Genomic DNA, 15,747 nt, shown 5'->3' on the forward strand with positions numbered 1-15,747 from the left:
GAGACCTTAGCCACGGCGTTCATGCTCCTGCAATTCGCGGCGGGCACGGGCATTGGCCAGCACGCTCTGGACGATGACGCCCACCAGCAGCGCCAGGCTGATGCCATAGGCGGCCAGCACGGTCCCGGCATATTTGCCCAGCTCGATCATGCGCGCATCTCCCTTGCCAGCAGCGCGGCCAGGCGGCGGCGGCGGATCTCGGTCCGGGTACGGACCAGCAAAAGCGCCAGGAACAAAAGGAAAAAACCCAGCATCGACAGGTACAGCGGGTATTTGTAGACCGCGGACATCCGCTCGCCCGGCGCCAAGGACAGCGAGGCGCCCTGGTGCAGGCCCTGGTTCCAGAAATTCACCGCATAGCGCGACAGCAGCGCGAAGACCGAGCCGACAAGGCACAGCACGCCGGTCAGGTCGGCGGCGCTGTCGGGATTCTCGACCGCTGCCCAAAGCGCGATATAGCCGAGATAGAACAGGAACAGGATCAGGAACGAGGTCAGCCGCGGATCCCATTCCCACCAGGTGCCCCACATCGGCTGACCCCAGATCGCCCCGGTGATCAGCGCGATCAGCGTCATCACCGCGCCGACCGGCGCCGCCGCCTTGGCGGCCAGCGCGCTGACATGGTGGCGCCGGACCAGCCAGATCAGCGAGGTGACCAGCATCATCAGCCAGATATTGATCGCCATCAGCGCCGCCGGCACATGCAGGAAGATGATCTTGACCGTGGCGCCCTGCTTGTAGTCCTGCGGCGTCAGGAAGCCCCAGACCAGCCCCGAGACGGTGCAAAGCGCCGCCCCTGCCACCGCATAGGGCAGGATCGCGCCCGAGGTGCGCATGAACTTGACGGGGTTGGCATATTCCCAGATCGACATGGCTTCTCCCTAGCCCGTGCCCGCTTTTCGCTCAAGTGCGCTTCGGTCGCAGCCCGGGCCCGATCACCGCAGATTGACCCGCAGCGCCGCCGCGGCCGCGAAGGGCACCAGCGCCAGCACGCCGAGCGTGACTCCGGCCAGGAAGATCAGCGCCGGCAGCGGATCGCCGCCCGCGGCGCCGCGCCGCACCGCCTCGGCGCCGAAGATCAGCGTCGGCACGTAAAGCGGCAACACCAGGAGCGACATCAGCAGGCCGCCGCGGCGCAGCCCGACCGTCACCGCCGCGCCGAAGGCGCCCAGCATCGACAGCGCCGGCGTGCCGATCAGCAGCGAGACCACCAGCCAAGGATAGGCCGGCCCGGGTAGGTGCAGAAGCAGCGCGAAGACCGGCGCCGCCAGGGCCAGCGGCAGGCCGGTCACCAGCCAATGCGCGCAGGCCTTGGCCGCGACCGCACCCTCCAGCGGCAGCGGCGCGGTGGCGAGCAGGTCGAGGCTGCCGTCCTCGAAATCCAGCGCGAAGATGCGGTCGAGCGACAAGAGGCACGAGAGCAGCGCGCCCACCCACAGGATGCCCGGCGCGATGCGCGCAAGCGTGCCGCCCTCGGGGCCGACGCCAAAGGGCACCAGCGTGCAGGTAATCAGGAAGAACGCCAGCGCCAGGCCGAAGCCGCCGCCGGCGCGGGTCGCCAGACGCAGGTCGCGCAAGAGCAGCGCCTTCATGCGAAAGCCTCGTTGAAGCCGGCCGGGCGGGTGTCGCGCCGCGCCGGCCCGGCGCGGAACGGGGTCAGGTCCAGGGCCACGGCCTCGGGCAGGCCCAGGTCGATATGGGTGGCGATCAGCGCCGCGCCGCCCTGCCCCAGATGGGCGCGCAGCATGGCCGCGAACAGCGCCACCGAATCACGGTCCAGCGATACCGTGGGCTCGTCCAGAAGCCAGACCGGCCGGCCGGTGACCATCAGCCGCGCCAGCCCCAGCCGGCGCTTCTGCCCGGCCGACAGCGCATGCGCCGGCCGCGCCGCCAGGTCGCGCAGGTTCATCGCCGCCAGCGCCGGGGCAATGTCGCGCCGACCAAAGACCTCGGCCCAGAACGCCAGGTTCTCGGTCACGCTCAGCGCCGGCTTCAGCCCGTCGGCATGGCCGGCATAGGCCATGGTCTCGGGCGCGGCCTCGACCGTGCCGGCCACGGCCGGCTGCAACCCGGCCAGCGTGCGCAGAAGCGTGGTCTTGCCGATGCCGTTCGGGCCGCGCAGCACCAGCACCTGCCCGGGTTCGACGGCGAAGGACAGGTTCTCGACGGCGCGCAGCCCGCCCCGCGCCACGGCAAGCTCGCGGACGGCGAGCAGGCTCATAGCGGGATCAGCGCGCAGGCGACGCGCCGGCCCTCGGCCAGCGTCACGTTGTAGCTGCGCGCGGCCGAGGGCGAGCTCATCGGCTCGGCCATGACCCCCGCCGCCTCGAGCGCCTGGGTCAGCGCGCGCGGCGGAAAGGCGATCTCGGCCCCCATGCCCAGGAACAGCACGTCGACCGAACCGGCCAGCGCCAGCAGCGCCGCGGCGTCCTCGAGCCCGCCCCAGGGCCGCACGCCCTCGGGCGTGACGATGACGGCGCCGCGATGCACCGTGCCGCCGACCCGGAAAAAGCCGGGGCCGTAGCCGTCCACCGGCACGGCCCCCGAAAATTCGGTCGGTGTCATCACCGCCATCAGGGCGCGTCCCGGAAGGCGGCCGGGATGTCCTCGCCCGGGGCCTGTTCCTTCTTCGCGCCGGGCTTGGTCCAGTCGCGCTTGACGCCCAGCCACAGCACGATGTTCTTGGCGACATAGACCGTGGAATAGGCGCCGACGAAGACGCCCCAGAGCATGGCGAAGACGAAGCCGCGGATCACGTCGCCGCCGAAGATCATCATCGCGCCAAGCGCCAGCGCCGTGGTCACCGCCGTCATCACCGTGCGCGACAGCGTCTCGTTGACGGTCAGGTTCATCACGTCGATCAGCGGCATGGACTTGAACTTGATCAGGTTCTCGCGCAGCCGGTCAAAGACCACGACCGTGTCGTTGACCGAATAGCCCAGCGTGGTCAGCAGCGCCGCGATGGTGGTCAGGTCGAACTTCAGCTGGAACAGCGAGAAGATGCCGACCGTCAGCAGCACGTCATGCACGATCGAGACCACGGCCCCCAGCGCGAACTGCCATTCGAAACGCAGCCAGATATAGGCCATGATCGCAAGGGTCGCCGCGCCCACGGCGTAGAATGCCGTCTTGATGAGCTCACCCGAGACCTTGGGCCCGACCGATTCCACCGCGGCGAAGCGGACCTGCGGATCGACGGTCTTCAGCGCCGCCTCGACCTGGTTCAGCTGTTCGGGCGTGACCGAGCCGGTGGCGTCGGTGGTGCCGATGCGGATCATCGCGACATGCTTCTCGGTGCCGAAGCTCGGGTCGAAGACCTCGGTGATGGCGATCTCGCCCAGGTCGAGCTCGTCGAGCGCCTGGCGATAGTCGCCGACCTCGAAGGCGGTGCTGCTTTCGGTGCGGATGGTGGTGCCGCCCTTGAAGTCGATGCCGAAGTTCAGCCCCATGACCAGCACGACGACCAGCGAGGCCACCATGGCCACGGCCGAAATGCCGAAGGTCAGCCACTGCCAGCGGAAGAAGTTGAAGTTCGTGACTTCGGGGACCAGTTTCAGACGGAATGCCATGTTTCTGCCCCCTTACAGAACCAGTTGCTTCGGTTTGCGCCATTCCAGCCAGAACAGGATCATCAGCCGCGTCAGATAGATGGCGGTAAAGACCGATGTGACCAGGCCGATGGTCAGCGTCACGGCAAAGCCCTTGACCGGGCCGGAGCCCAGGAAGAACATGACCATGGCCGCGATGAACGAGGTGACGTTGGCATCGATGATCGCCGACATCGCCTCGCCGAAGCCGTCGTCGATGGCCTTCACGATGCGCTTGCCGGCGCGCAATTCCTCGCGGATGCGTTCGTAGATGATGACGTTGGCGTCTACCGCCGTGCCCACGGTCAGCACGATGCCGGCGATGCCGGGCAGCGTCAGCGTGGCGCCCATCATCGACATGACCGCCAGGATCAGGATGACGTTGATGATGACCGCGACCGAGGCGAAGACCCCGAACAGCCCGTAGCTCGCGACCATATAGGCCACCACCGCGGCCGTCGCGATGACCGAGCTCAGCCGGCCGGCGTCGATCGAATCCTGGCCCAGTTCCGGGCCGATGGTGCGCTCTTCCAGGAAGCTCATCTTCGCGGGCAAGGCGCCCGCGCGCAGCAGCACGGCAAGCCGGGTCGAGGCATCGACGTCCATCGAGCCCGAGATCTGGCCCGAGCCAGTGGTGATCGCCTGCCGGATCACCGGCGCCGAAATCACCTGGTTGTCCAGCACGATGGCGAAGGGCTGGCCGATATTGGCCGAGGTATAGGCCCCGAAGCGCTTGGCGCCCGAGGGGCCGAAGCGGAAATCGACCGCCGGCTGGCCGTTCTGGTCGAAGCTCGGCTGGGCGTTGGTCAGATCCTCGCCGCTGACGACGGGGCTGTCCTCGATGACGTAGAACACCCCCGGCTCGTCCATCGAGGGCAGCAGCACGTTGCCGGGTCCGGGCCGGGCATTGGCATCGGCGGTGCGGCTGACCACCGGGTTGAAGGTCAGCTTGGCGGTGGTGCCGATCAGCTGCTTCAGCTCCTCGGCCGAGCCGATGCCGGGCACTTGGATCAGGATGCGGTCCTTGCCCTGGCGGGCGATGGTCGGCTCGCGCGTGCCGACCTCGTCGATGCGGCGCCGGATGATCTCCAGCGACTGCTGCACGGTGCGGTCGTCGGTGGCGGCCCTTTCGGCATCCGACAGCTGCACGATCAGCCGGTTGCCCTGGGCCGAGACGGCGATGTCGCTCTGCCCGGCGCCGGTCAGCGAGGTGACGGGGGTGGCGAGGCCGCGGGCGATCTCGACCGCCTTGGGCATCTGGTCGGCATTGCCGATCTCGACCGCGAGCTGGCCGTCCTCGGCCTGCACGCGGCGCACGGCGCCGACCACGTCGCGCTGCGCGACCAGCGCATCGCGCAGTTCCGGCCAGATGCCGTCCATGCGCGCCTTGTAGACGTCCTGGACATGCACCTCGCCCAGCAGGTGGGCACCGCCGCGCAGGTCGAGACCGAGGTTGACCAGACCCGAGGGCAGGATGCCCGGCCAGCCGGCCCGGGCCTGGGCCTCCTCGGGGCTTTCGAACCCGTTGCGTTCGGCGGCGGCGATGGCGTCGTTATGCTGCTCGACCCGGTTGTAGAACAGGTTCGGGGCGGCATAGAGCAGACCGACGGCGACCAGGCCGAGGATCAGCAGACGCTTCCAGAAAGGGATGTCCAGCATGGCGGTGCTTGCGGCCTTCAGCTGTTGGCGGCGGCGGGCTGGGTGCGGTTCACCAGCCCGGTCACGGTCGAACGGATGACGCGGACCTTGACGCCCGGCGCGATCTCGACCTCGAGCTCGGTGTCGCGCACGGCGGTGACCTTGCCGACCAGACCGCCTTGGGTCACGACCTCGTCACCCTTCTTCAGCGCCTCGACCATGGCGCGATGTTCCTTCATGCGCTTCTGCTGCGGGCGGATCATCAGGAAATACATGATGACGAAGATCAGGATCAGCGGCGCGAAAGAGGCGATGCTGGCACCGGCAGAAGGGGCGCCGGCGGCTTGGGCGAATGCGGGGGTCACGAACATCGAGTCTTTCCTGTCCTGAGTTCTCCGGGCACTCCCCCGGCGGAATTGGCGCGCACCCTATCCGCGGCCCGTCGGGATGGCAAGAAAGCGGGACATGACAAAGCCGCCATTCGTCGCGCGAAAGGGGGCTTTGCCCCCGCGCGTTCCGCGCTCCCCCAGGATATTTGGACAAGAAAGAAATCGCGCAGTCCATCCGGCTTTCTTTCTTGTGGAAATATCCCGGGGGTGAGGAGCGCAGCGACGAGGGGGCAGAGCCCCCTTTGCGTGGACATGGGGGCGCCCCTGTGGCAGGGCTGGCAGGCATGTTCTGCGAGAGGTGGCGACAATGGCTGACGACAAGGCGCCGGTGATCCATCCGGCCTTGGTGCAAGAGGCGGACGACAGGACCGGTATCGACCGGCTGCTGGCGATCATGGCGGCGCTGCGCGACCCTCAGACCGGCTGCCCCTGGGACATCGAACAGGATTTCGCCTCGATCGCGCCCTATACGATCGAGGAGGCGCATGAGGTCGCCGACGCCATTGCCCGCGAGGCCTGGGACGAATTGCCGGGCGAGCTGGGCGATCTGCTCTTGCAGGTGGTGTTTCACGCCCGCATGGCCGAGGAGGCGGGGCTGTTCGCATTTGCCGACGTGGTCGACAAGGTCACCGCCAAGATGATCGACCGCCATCCGCATATCTTCGGCGACGAATCCCGCGACAAATCCGCCGAGCAGCAGGTCCGCGACTGGGAGGCGATCAAGGCCAGGGAGCGCGCCGCCAAGGCGGAAAGGGGCGTGCTGGACGGGGTGGCGCTGGGGCTTCCCGGCCTGACCCGTGCCGTGAAGCTGCAAAACCGCGCCGCCCGCGTCGGCTTCGATTGGCCCGGTCCCGAGGATGTGCTCGTGAAGCTCGCCGAGGAGACCCGCGAACTGGTCGAGGCCCGGGACAGCGTCGATCACGCGCATTTGACCGAGGAGTTCGGCGACCTGATGTTCGTGATGGCGAATCTGGCCCGGCACCTGAAGATCGACCCCGAGGAGGGGCTGCGCGGCGCCAATGCCAAGTTCACCCGCCGCTTTCAGTCCATCGAGGCCGCGCTGGCCGCCGAGGGCCGCCGCCCCGAGGACAGCGACCTGGCCGAGATGGACGCGCTGTGGGATCGGGCGAAAGCCGCCGAGCGGGCCTAGGCCGCCGGCGCGGCGACTTCGGCCAGGGCGGCATCATAGACCGCCAGCGCCTCGGCCGGGGTGCGGGCGCGCGAGGCGCCTTCGGAAAGTTGCCGGCGCCAGCCGCGCGCGCCGGGCCGGCCGTGGAACAGGCCCAGCATGTGCCGCGTGACCTGGTGCAGCCGCCCGCCCGCGGCCAGATGCGCCTCGACCAGTTCGCGCAGCGCGGCGGCCGCGTCCAGCGGGTCGGCGAAGGGTGGCGTCTCGTCCCACAGCAGGTCGGCCTGTCCCAGCATGTCCCAGGGCTGGTGATAGGCGGCGCGGCCCACCATGACCCCGTCCATGACCCGAAGCTGCTCGCGCATCGTGTCGAGGCTGGCAATGCCGCCGTTGATCGACAGGTGCAGCTCGGGAAACGCCTGTTTCATGCGCTGCACCAGCGGATAGTCCAGCGGCGGGATCTCGCGGTTCTCGCGCGGGGACAGGCCCTGCAGCCAAGCCTTGCGGGCATGGATGGTCAGCCGGCGCACGCCCGCCTCGCGCATGCGGGCGATGAAGGCCGGCAGCACCTCTTCGGGGATCTGGTCGTCGACGCCGATGCGGCATTTCACCGTCACCTCGACCGGGCTCGCGGCGATCATCGCCGCGACGCATTCCGCGACCAGTTCGGGCCGGGTCATCAGCACGGCGCCGAAACAGCCCGATTGCACGCGGTCGCTGGGGCAGCCGACGTTCAGGTTGATCTCGTCATAACCCCAATCGGCGCCGATGCGCGCGGCCTCGGCCAGCTGGCCCGGGTCCGAGCCGCCGAGCTGCAGCGCCAGCGGATGCTCGGTCGCGTCGAAATCCAGCAGTTTCGCCCGGTCGCCGAAGACCAGCGCCGGGGCGGTCACCATCTCGGTGTAAAGCAGCGCGCGGCGCGACAGCAGCCGGTGGACGCGCCGGCACAGGCTATCGGTCCAGTCCATCATCGGGGCGACGGAAAGCCGGGCCGCCTCCACGATGCCATGTTTCTGGACCGGGACCATGATATATGCGCTGCTTTCGGGGGTGATTTCGGTGGTACCGCCTCCCCGGCTCGAACGGGGGACCTCTAGATCCACAATCTAGCGCTCTAACCAGCTGAGCTAAGGCGGCACAGGCGCGTATCTATCGCCAGCGCCCCGGCTGCGCAAGCCCGACTTGCCGGTTTTTGACAGGCGCGTTAAGGAAAAATTCCGCACCCAAGCGCCAGCCGGCAGGAGAGCAGCATGAGCATCAACAGCGAAAGCGAAATCGCGGCGAATCTTCAGATCGGCCCCACCGACCGCGGCATGGTCCGCATCTATGTCGAGGCCGAGGGCGTGGACCTGCCGCTGGATTTCGACCCCGAGGAAGCCGAGGAAATCGCCGAGGAACTGCTGGCCGCCGCCGAGGCGGCGCGCAGCATGGGCGCGCCCTCTCCGGGCGCCGGCAAGGGCGAGAAGCCTAGAAAGCCGCGCCGCTGACCCCCATCGGGTCGGTCAGCGACAAGAGCCGGCCGGCCGAGACCCGGGCGATGTCGCGCAAGAGCCGCGAGCGCCGCGCCGCCGCCAACCGCGATTCGGGCGCCATGCGCAAAAGCTCCGCGCCCCAGCTGTCGGCACGGATCAGCCCCGAGCCCTGCGGCAGCAATTCGTCGGGGAAATCGGTATCCACCGCCCAGAAGAAGCGGTCGCAGAACTCCAGATAGCCCTGCCACTTGCGGTCGCCGGTGAAATCGGCCCGGCAGCTCTTGCATTCGACCACCCAGATCTCGCCCTTGGGCGAGATCGAGATCACGTCGACCCGCAACCCGCCCACGGGCACGAATTCGCAAAGCGCGGCGTGGCCCAGTCCGGTCAGCATCCGCGCGACGCCGCGCTGCAGGCGCTGGCCGGGCTTGGCGGGCAGGATCTCGGTTTGGGCGTCGCTGGGCTGCTGTGACATGGCCGAACCATGAACGAAACGGCAACATCTTGCAAGCCCGGCCCCGCCGGCCCTTGCGATGCGGGGCGCGGGCGCCTATTTTCGGCGCAGGCGGGTTTCTGCTCTTCTCGTGTGTGGCCTCTTTTTCCACTGGCCTATAATTTCACCGAGGGGGCTGGCTCTGTCGGGGCCCTGGTCCCGTTATCCGGCTCCCACCTGGACATCCAGGCTTTCGGGGAAACTAGCGCTGCCACGGTTGCTGCGGTTCCCGCCGCCTTTCCCTCCCCTCGGAAACGAAAAGGGACGGCCCGAAGGCCGCCCCCGTTGTCACGAGAGAGAGGGGAAAGACTTAGAAGCCGTAGACCAGCGACACGCCCAGCGTGTTGTCGGTGCGGATGTTGCGGTCCGAGACGTATTCGGTCTTGTAGGACACGCGAGTCGCGAAGGCTTCGGTCATCTTGAAGTTCAGACCCAGTTCGTTCGTGATCGTGTCGTTCGCGTCCGAGGTCAGATAGTCGGTGTCGTTGGTCACGAAGAAGTTGTCGTTGATGCGGTGGTAGAACCGCGACGACAGCAGGTAACCGACATCGGTATCCGAGTCGTAGTCGATGGTGCCGTCCAGCGGGTCCAGCGGATCTTCGGTCGCGACCACGGCCTTGGTGTAGCGCACGCCGACGGCGGCCTGCACGCGCCAGGCGGTGGTGTCGGTGTTGATCACGCGGTAGCCCGGGCCGACGCCGAAATAGGCGTCACGCTTCAGCCGGCCGTCAAGCGAGTCGAAGGTTTCGCCGTCGGACAGGCTGATCGGGTCGCCGGCCAGCGCGTCGGTGGCCAGGCGGCCCAGGGCGAAGCCATAGAAGCGATCGTTGAAGTTGTACATGCCTTCATAGATCACATAGGTCTTTTCGGTGTCCTTGTTGCCGGCGTTGTTGTCGCCGTATTCCAGCAGGATACCGACCGACTGCGAGAACTGGCCCTGGTTGTGCGACAGGCGGCCCGACAGGTTGAAGTCCTGGTTTTCGCTGTTGCCGGTCGAGCCGGTGTAGCTGAGCGCGACCGAGCCGAAGGTGCCTTGGCGCTGGTCGGGATTGCCGAAGCGATAGGCGTCTTCCGAACGGGCGAAATCGTCGCGGACGTCGCGTTCGACATCGCGCATGTCTTCGTTGACTTGGGTGATGCCGACGGCATTGGCCCCGGCCGAGGTTTCCGACTGCGCAAAGGCAGGAGCCGCGAAGGAGGCAGCCAGGGCGGTGGCGCCGGCGAGGTAGGCAAGGGTTTTCATCGTGATCAGTCCTTTTCCCGAACCGTGTTCCGTGTCCGTGGCCCCGGCCTTCCGGCACCACGAGCATCTCTGCTGCATCAGAGGTAGAACCAGCCACCCGGTGGATAAAGAGGGGCCGGAAACGTGAACCGATCTCCCAAAAACGTGAAAATAGCAGGGAACCCGGCCATCGGCGGAAATTGGACCAGCTGAAATCGTGATGAAACCAAATCGCCGCTTGGTTGTAACGAACTTTATCCACAAGTTTCAGAAGGTAGGACGACACCGTCGCGCTCACGAAAGGTTAACGGGTGGTAACATCCTCGGTCGCAGAGCGGATTGCACAAAAAAAGGGCAGCGAATTTTCGCTGCCCCGTCTCGGGAATTGTTGCGCCAGGTCCACAGTCCTGGCGCAAAAATGTCATCCTGGCGTGAGGGCGCCTAGCGTTTGCTGGGCGCTGCCGCCGCAGCAAGCGCCGGGATGCGGACGCGCGAGGGGCGGCGCCTGCCGCCATGCGGGCCATCGCCGCCGGCCATCAGCATGATGCGGATGCCGAACTGCACGCCGGAAAACAGGACGGTGTGGAAGACGACCAGCATCAGCACGGCGATCCAGCCGCCGCGGGTGGCAAAGACCAGATGGCGCAGCGATGCCACGTCCAGCGCCAGAAGCAGCCCGGTAAAGGCGAGCGCCAGCACGAAGCCGATGGCGATGCTGAGGATATAGAGCCGGACCAGCCTGGGCATGCCATTCTCCGTGCGGGGTGGGACGGCCCATCCTAGCGCCAAGGCCGGCGTTTCCGAAGCCGAAAATGCGCGGCGCGTCACAATGTCCGCGGCGGGCGGCCCTCAGAAGGCGTCCGGGCGCGCCTCGCGGGCCATGTGGTCGAGCACGGCGTTGACGAATTTCGACTCGCGCCCCTCGGCAAAGAAAGCCTGGGCCAGGCGGACGTATTCGGTGATGACCACCTTGGGCGGCGTCTTCGGCGTCACCAGCTCGGCCCCGGCGGCGCGAAAGACCGAGCGCAGCACCGGGTCGATGCGGTCGATCGGCCATTTCGCCACCAGCGCCCGGTCGGTCATCTGGTCGATCTTCGCCTGCCAGGCGACGGCGTCGTCGACGATGCGGGCAAACAGCGCGTCATCGGCTTCGGCCGAGACGATATCGTCGTCCTCGCCTTCGCGGCCGATGCGCCAGTTCAGGAATTCGCGCTGGACGCGGTCGGCGGACGTGCCGGCGGCCTCCATCTGGAACAGCGCCTGCACGGCATAAAGCCGGGCGGCGGCGGCACGCGCCTGGCGGGCGGCGCGGTCGGCATTGCGGTCGGCGGGGCTTTTCTTGTCGGTCATGGTCAGGCGCCCCTCGGTCCGTCGATCTCGCCGGCCAGGCGGATCACGTCGCGGGCGCCGCCGGGGGCGTCGCCGCGCGGCGATTGCCGGTCCCAGCCGCGTTTCAGCGCGATCAGGTGCAGCGCCGCCGCCGCCGCGCCACCGCCCTTGTTCTGGGTCGCCGGATCGGCGCGGACCGCAGCCTGTTCGTAATTCTCGACCGTCAGGATGCCGTTGCCGATGCAATGGCCCTGCAGCCCCAACAGGGTGATGCCGCGCGAGCTGTCGTTGCAGACCGTATCGTAATGCGTCGTCTCGCCCCGGATCACGCAACCCAGCGCGACATAGCCGTCATAGAGCCCGCGCGCCGCGGCAAGGCCGATGGCGGTCGGCACCTCCAGCGCGCCCGGCACCTCGACCAGGTCCACCGTGGCGCCAGCATCGGTCGCGACCTGCCGTGCCCCCGCGATCAGCGCCTCGGCGATCTGCCGGTAATAGGGCGCGACCACGATCAGCAGCCGCGCGCCGTCCAGGCGGGGCAGCGGCAGTTGGTAATGTTCGATGCTGGCGGCCATTGCGTCACTCTTTCGGAATCGAGCGCGTGGAATGGATCGAAAGACCGTAGGCGTCAAGCCCGACGACCTTGACCGGAGCCGAATTCGTCAAGAGCACCAGTTCCGACAGCCCCAGCGCCGACAGGATCTGCGCGCCGAGCCCGTATTGGCGCAGGACGTGCGTGCTGACCTCGTCCTGGCGCGGCAGGCGCGGCTCGAGGTCGCGGAACAGCACCACGACGCCCCTGCCCTCGCCGGCGATGGCCGACATGGCGGCGCCCAGCGTGCCCGCCTCGGCCCGGCCGATGCCCAGCACGTCGTGCAGCGGGTCCAGCACATGCATGCGCACCAGCACCGGGCCGGGCGCGGTCAGATCGCCCTTGGTCAGCACGATATGCTCGGCGCCCGAGGTCTCGTCGGCAAAGATGCGCATCATCCAGTCGCCGCCATGGACCGAGCTTACCGCGCGCTGGCCGCGTTCCGCGATCAGGTTGTCGTGGCGGCGGCGATAGGCGATCAGGTCGCTGATGGTGCCGATCTTCAGCCCGTGCTTCTGCGCGAAGGCCACCAGGTCCGGCAGCCGCGCCATGGTGCCGTCCTCGTTCATGATCTCGCAGATCACCCCCGCCGGGTTCAGCCCGGCCAGGCGCGAGATATCGACCGCGGCCTCGGTGTGGCCGGCGCGGACCAGCACGCCGCCTTCACGGGCGCGCAGCGGGAAGATATGGCCCGGCGTGGCGATATCGGCCGCGCCCTTGGTCGGGTCGATGGCAACCGCGATGGTATGGGCGCGGTCATGGGCCGAGATGCCGGTGGTCACGCCCTCGCGCGCCTCGATCGACATGGTGAAGGCGGTCTCGTGCCGGCTAGAGTTCTTGGAGCTCATCAGCGGCAGCCCCAGCGCATCGATGCGCGCGCCGGGCATGGACAGGCAGATCAGCCCGCGGCCGTGGGTGGCCATGAAATTGACCGCGTCGGGCGTCGCCATCTGCGCCGGGATCACCAGGTCGCCCTCGTTCTCGCGGTCCTCGTGGTCGACCAGGATGAACATGCGGCCGTTGCGGGCCTCGTTGATGATCTCCTCGGTCGGCGAGATCGCCACCGACCAGTCCCGCTCGACCGCACCGGGCTTTTCATACTGCATCCGCAACTCCTGCAAAGAACCGCTGACCGGCAAGGAAACCCGCCAGCCCGCCGGCCGCCATCATTTCGCGCTCATGCTCGGTCTCGCCGATCATCAGCACCGCATCCCCGGGCAGGCCCTGCGCCCGCAGCCAGGCCTTCATCCTGTCGCGCATCGCCGACCAGCTGGCGCCGAAATGCGGCAGGTCCTGCACCGAATGCGCCCCGATCTGCACCCGCAGCGCCTCGGGCGCAAGGCCCGGGCCGCAACCCAGATGCGGCACGGCGCCGCTGGCCGCGATGCGGGCGCGCTCGCGCGCGCCGACCGGCTGGCCGGGGCGAAACACCCCCAGCGCATTGCTGGAATAGAGAAAGGCCACCAGGTCGCGCCCGGTCGTCGCCCGCACCCCGGCATAGGTCTTGTAATCGAGGCCCAGTTCGTGCGCCCGCCGTACCCGCATGCGCACCACCTCGACCGGCAGGCGCTCGCCCAGAAGCTCGCGCCGGGCCAGGCGCCAGCAATGGGCGCGAAAGCCGCTGGCCTGGCCCGGCCCGCGGTTATGGCCGATGCCGGCCATCAGCCCGCCTCGGCCAGCCGCGCGACATAGCGCGCCAGCGTGTCGATCTCGAGGTTCACCGCATCGCCGACCTGCGCCCGGCCCCAGGTGGTGACGGCCTGGGTATGCGGGATCAGGTTCACGCCGAAGGCGGTGCCCTCGACCTCGTTCACCGTCAGCGAGGTGCCGTTCAGCGCCACCGAGCCCTTGGGAGCGATGAAGCGGGCCAGCGCATCGGGCGCGCGGAACCGGATGCGGGTGCTGTCGCCCTCGTCATGCATTTCCTCGATGACCGCGACGCCATCGACATGGCCCGAGACGATGTGCCCGCCCAGCTCGTCGCCCACCCGCAGCGCGCGTTCCAGGTTCAGCCGCTTGCCGGCCTCCCAGCCGTTGGCGCCGATATTGGTCCTGGACAGCGTCTCGGCCGAGATGTCGACGTCGAACCAGTCGGGGCCCTTTTCGACCACGGTCAGGCAGACGCCGTCGCAGGCGATCGAGGCGCCCAGATCGACGCCCTCCATGGCGTAATGGCAGGCGATCCGCGCCCGCATGTCGCCGCGCATCTCGACGCGCGAAACTTCGCCGATATCGGTGATGATGCCGGTAAACATCGGCGCCTCCTTGTTTTCCGCTGCCCGAGAACTAGAGCCTTGGCGCGCGATCTTCAAGCAAAGCCGCAACAGCGGTTAACCGGCGTTAAGCGAGAATCGGGAAAGCCCGTGACAAGCGCGGGTTTTTGGTGCAATCGGGGCATGCAGGTCCCGGTGGCGCGTCCGCCTGAAACAACCAGTTCAACCCCGTTTCGTTCGCAACCCCTAGCCTGACCGGCTGGAGACCATGACCGCAAGCCGCACCGTGCGCGACCCCGCGCCGCAACCCCGCCCGCAGGGCAGCAAACACCCGGATGCCACCGGGCGGTTGCTGTCGGCGGTGCCCTCGACCGCCGCCCTGCCCGCCGCAAGGCGGGTGTTCCTGATGCTGCAAGGCCCGCATGGCCCGTTCTTCGACCGCGTCGGCGCGCTCTTGCGCGACACCGGCGCCCAGGTCTGGCGCGTCAGCTTCAACGCCGGCGACGAATTCTTCTGGTCGGATCCCGCGCATCTGATCCGCCACCACGGCGCGCCCGAGGAATGGGCCGACCACCTGGACCGGATCATCGCCGAAAAGGGCGTGACCGACATCGTGCTCTATGGCGACGTGCGGCCGATCCATGCCGCCGCGCGCGCCGCGGCGCAGCGCCACGACTTGGTGATGCATGTCTTCGAAGAGGGCTATCTGCGCCCGTTCTGGATCACCTATGAACGCGGCGGCTCGAACGGCCATTCCGCGCTGATGCGCATCCCCCTGCGCGAGATGCGCAATGCGCTGCGCAACCGCATCGGGGAAATGAACCGCCCGCCCGCGCATTGGGGCGACATGCGCCAGCACAAGTTCTATGGCGCGCTTTACCATTTCTTCGTGCTGGCGGCGAACCAGCGCTATCCCGGCTATCGCACGCATCGCCAGATCGGGGTGTTCCAGGAATTCCGGCTGAACCTGCGCCGCTTCCTGCTGACGCCCTTCGACGCGCTGGCGCGGATGCGCGAGGCCGGGGCGGTGCGGCGCGGTGGCTTTCCCTATGTGCTGGTGCTGATGCAGCTCGAACACGATTCGAACTTCGTCGCCCATTCGCCCTATGCCCGCATGGCGGAATTCACCGACGAGCTTCTGACCGAATTCGCCCGCTCGGCGCCGCGCCACCACCATATCGTGTTCAAGGCCCACCCGCTCGAGGATGGCCGCGGCGGCATCCGCCAGGCCATCCAGGACCGCGCGCTGGCGCTGGGGATCGCCGAACGGGTGCATTTCGTGCGCGGCGGCAAGCTGGCGCGGCTTTTGAACCAGGCGCGTTCGGCGGTGACGGTGAATTCGACCGCGGCGCAGCAGGCGCTGTGGCGCGGCCTGCCGGTCAAGGCGATGGGCCGCGCGGTCTTCGACAAGCCCGGCCTCGTCTCGGACCAGAGCCTCGGAGAATTCCTGCACGATCCGCGCCCGCCCAGGGCCGTGGCCTATCGCCGCTACCGCGACTTCCTGCTGGAAAGCAGCCAGGTGCCGGGGGGCTATTACGCCGCCCGCTCGCGCGCCCATGCGCTGCGCATCGTGGTCGACATGATGCTGGCGCCCGAAGATCCGTATCAGGCGCTTTTCGCCGGACGTGGCAAATATCGGCAACAGATGGGCGACAAGGACGAGTGAAGCGCCCAACGACATGG

At 67.9% G+C, this 15,747-nt stretch carries 20 protein-coding genes and 1 tRNA gene; 3 read left to right on the forward strand and 18 right to left on the reverse strand.

Annotated elements, in window-relative coordinates; genetic code table 11:
- Positions 1–6 precede the first annotated feature (6 nt).
- The 8 genes from ccmD to yajC form a co-directional block, all read right to left on the reverse strand.
- Complete coding sequence (gene ccmD, locus ASV56_RS03920; RefSeq protein ID WP_062560864.1) at positions 7–150, reverse strand: heme exporter protein CcmD; 144 nt, start codon at positions 148–150, stop codon at positions 7–9.
- Entirely contained in the window at positions 147–872 is a 726-nt protein-coding gene (locus ASV56_RS03925; protein ID WP_062560865.1) for a heme ABC transporter permease, read from the reverse strand. The genes ccmD and ASV56_RS03925 overlap by 4 nt, the downstream gene beginning before the upstream one ends.
- A 63-nt stretch (positions 873–935) precedes the next feature.
- Entirely contained in the window at positions 936–1,592 is a 657-nt protein-coding gene (gene ccmB, locus ASV56_RS03930) for a heme exporter protein CcmB (RefSeq protein ID WP_062560866.1), read from the reverse strand.
- Positions 1,589–2,221, reverse strand: a complete 633-nt coding sequence (gene ccmA / locus ASV56_RS03935; RefSeq protein WP_062560867.1) for a heme ABC exporter ATP-binding protein CcmA — start codon at positions 2,219–2,221, stop codon at positions 1,589–1,591. Before ccmA ends, ccmB begins: the two co-directional genes overlap by 4 nt.
- On the reverse strand, positions 2,218–2,574 hold the full coding sequence (locus ASV56_RS03940; RefSeq protein ID WP_062560868.1) for an Mth938-like domain-containing protein: 357 nt from the start codon (positions 2,572–2,574) through the stop codon (positions 2,218–2,220). Before ASV56_RS03940 ends, ccmA begins: the two co-directional genes overlap by 4 nt.
- Positions 2,574–3,569 carry a protein translocase subunit SecF gene (secF, locus tag ASV56_RS03945; protein WP_062560869.1) on the reverse strand — a complete coding sequence of 332 codons (996 nt, stop codon included), beginning with the start codon at positions 3,567–3,569 and terminating at the stop codon, positions 2,574–2,576. The genes ASV56_RS03940 and secF overlap by 1 nt, the downstream gene beginning before the upstream one ends.
- 12 nt (positions 3,570–3,581) lie before the next feature.
- The gene (gene secD / locus ASV56_RS03950) at positions 3,582–5,246 is read right to left on the reverse strand and encodes a protein translocase subunit SecD (RefSeq protein WP_062560870.1); all 1,665 of its coding nucleotides are present in this window, start codon (positions 5,244–5,246) and stop codon (positions 3,582–3,584) included.
- A gap of 17 nt (positions 5,247–5,263) precedes the next feature.
- Positions 5,264–5,596, reverse strand: a complete 333-nt coding sequence (gene yajC, locus ASV56_RS03955; protein WP_062560871.1) for a preprotein translocase subunit YajC — start codon at positions 5,594–5,596, stop codon at positions 5,264–5,266.
- 325 nt (positions 5,597–5,921) lie between these two features.
- Here yajC and mazG point away from each other — a divergent pair, with 325 nt between their 5' ends.
- Positions 5,922–6,764, forward strand: coding sequence for a nucleoside triphosphate pyrophosphohydrolase (gene mazG / locus ASV56_RS03960; RefSeq protein WP_082724726.1), 843 nt, complete (start codon positions 5,922–5,924; stop codon positions 6,762–6,764).
- Here the strand turns inward: mazG and dusA are convergent.
- Together dusA and ASV56_RS03970 are read right to left on the reverse strand one after the other, a co-directional pair.
- Positions 6,761–7,771 (reverse strand): tRNA dihydrouridine(20/20a) synthase DusA, encoded by a 1,011-nt coding sequence (gene dusA, locus ASV56_RS03965; RefSeq protein WP_062560872.1) that lies wholly within the window; start codon positions 7,769–7,771, stop codon positions 6,761–6,763. The two genes, mazG and dusA, sit on opposite strands and share 4 nt — an antisense overlap.
- A 32-nt stretch (positions 7,772–7,803) precedes the next feature.
- Positions 7,804–7,880 (reverse strand) — tRNA-His (locus ASV56_RS03970).
- A gap of 113 nt (positions 7,881–7,993) precedes the next feature.
- Between ASV56_RS03970 and ASV56_RS03975 the strand changes: the two genes are divergently transcribed.
- Positions 7,994–8,230, forward strand: coding sequence for a DUF6324 family protein (locus ASV56_RS03975; RefSeq protein ID WP_062560873.1), 237 nt, complete (start codon positions 7,994–7,996; stop codon positions 8,228–8,230).
- Here ASV56_RS03975 and ASV56_RS03980 read toward each other — a convergent pair.
- The 8 genes from ASV56_RS03980 to ASV56_RS04015 form a co-directional block, all read right to left on the reverse strand.
- Positions 8,211–8,690 carry an MmcB family DNA repair protein gene (locus tag ASV56_RS03980; protein ID WP_062560874.1) on the reverse strand — a complete coding sequence of 160 codons (480 nt, stop codon included), beginning with the start codon at positions 8,688–8,690 and terminating at the stop codon, positions 8,211–8,213. The two genes, ASV56_RS03975 and ASV56_RS03980, sit on opposite strands and share 20 nt — an antisense overlap.
- Positions 8,691–9,018: 328 nt before the next feature.
- Positions 9,019–9,951, reverse strand: a complete 933-nt coding sequence (locus tag ASV56_RS03985; protein WP_062560875.1) for a DUF481 domain-containing protein — start codon at positions 9,949–9,951, stop codon at positions 9,019–9,021.
- 420 nt (positions 9,952–10,371) lie between these two features.
- On the reverse strand, positions 10,372–10,677 hold the full coding sequence (locus tag ASV56_RS03990; RefSeq protein ID WP_062560876.1) for a hypothetical protein: 306 nt from the start codon (positions 10,675–10,677) through the stop codon (positions 10,372–10,374).
- A 102-nt stretch (positions 10,678–10,779) separates the two neighbouring features.
- Positions 10,780–11,280: a transcription antitermination factor NusB gene (gene nusB, locus ASV56_RS03995; protein ID WP_062560877.1), complete on the reverse strand. Its 501-nt coding sequence runs from the start codon at positions 11,278–11,280 to the stop codon at positions 10,780–10,782.
- A gap of 2 nt (positions 11,281–11,282) precedes the next feature.
- Positions 11,283–11,834, reverse strand: coding sequence for a 6,7-dimethyl-8-ribityllumazine synthase (locus ASV56_RS04000; protein WP_062560878.1), 552 nt, complete (start codon positions 11,832–11,834; stop codon positions 11,283–11,285).
- Between the two features lie 4 nt (positions 11,835–11,838).
- Positions 11,839–12,957 carry a 3,4-dihydroxy-2-butanone-4-phosphate synthase gene (gene ribB, locus ASV56_RS04005; RefSeq protein ID WP_062560879.1) on the reverse strand — a complete coding sequence of 373 codons (1,119 nt, stop codon included), beginning with the start codon at positions 12,955–12,957 and terminating at the stop codon, positions 11,839–11,841.
- Entirely contained in the window at positions 12,947–13,513 is a 567-nt protein-coding gene (locus ASV56_RS04010; RefSeq protein ID WP_062560880.1) for a hypothetical protein, read from the reverse strand. The genes ribB and ASV56_RS04010 overlap by 11 nt, the downstream gene beginning before the upstream one ends.
- A complete protein-coding gene (locus tag ASV56_RS04015; protein WP_062560881.1) occupies positions 13,513–14,106 on the reverse strand; it encodes a riboflavin synthase in 594 nt (197 codons plus the stop codon). Before ASV56_RS04015 ends, ASV56_RS04010 begins: the two co-directional genes overlap by 1 nt.
- A 226-nt stretch (positions 14,107–14,332) precedes the next feature.
- Between ASV56_RS04015 and ASV56_RS04020 the strand changes: the two genes are divergently transcribed.
- The gene (locus tag ASV56_RS04020) at positions 14,333–15,730 is read left to right on the forward strand and encodes a capsule biosynthesis protein (RefSeq protein WP_082724727.1); all 1,398 of its coding nucleotides are present in this window, start codon (positions 14,333–14,335) and stop codon (positions 15,728–15,730) included.
- The last annotated feature ends 17 nt before the right edge of the window (positions 15,731–15,747 follow it).

Source organism: Paracoccus aminovorans, assembly GCF_001546115.1.
Lineage (GTDB): Bacteria > Pseudomonadota > Alphaproteobacteria > Rhodobacterales > Rhodobacteraceae > Paracoccus > Paracoccus aminovorans_B.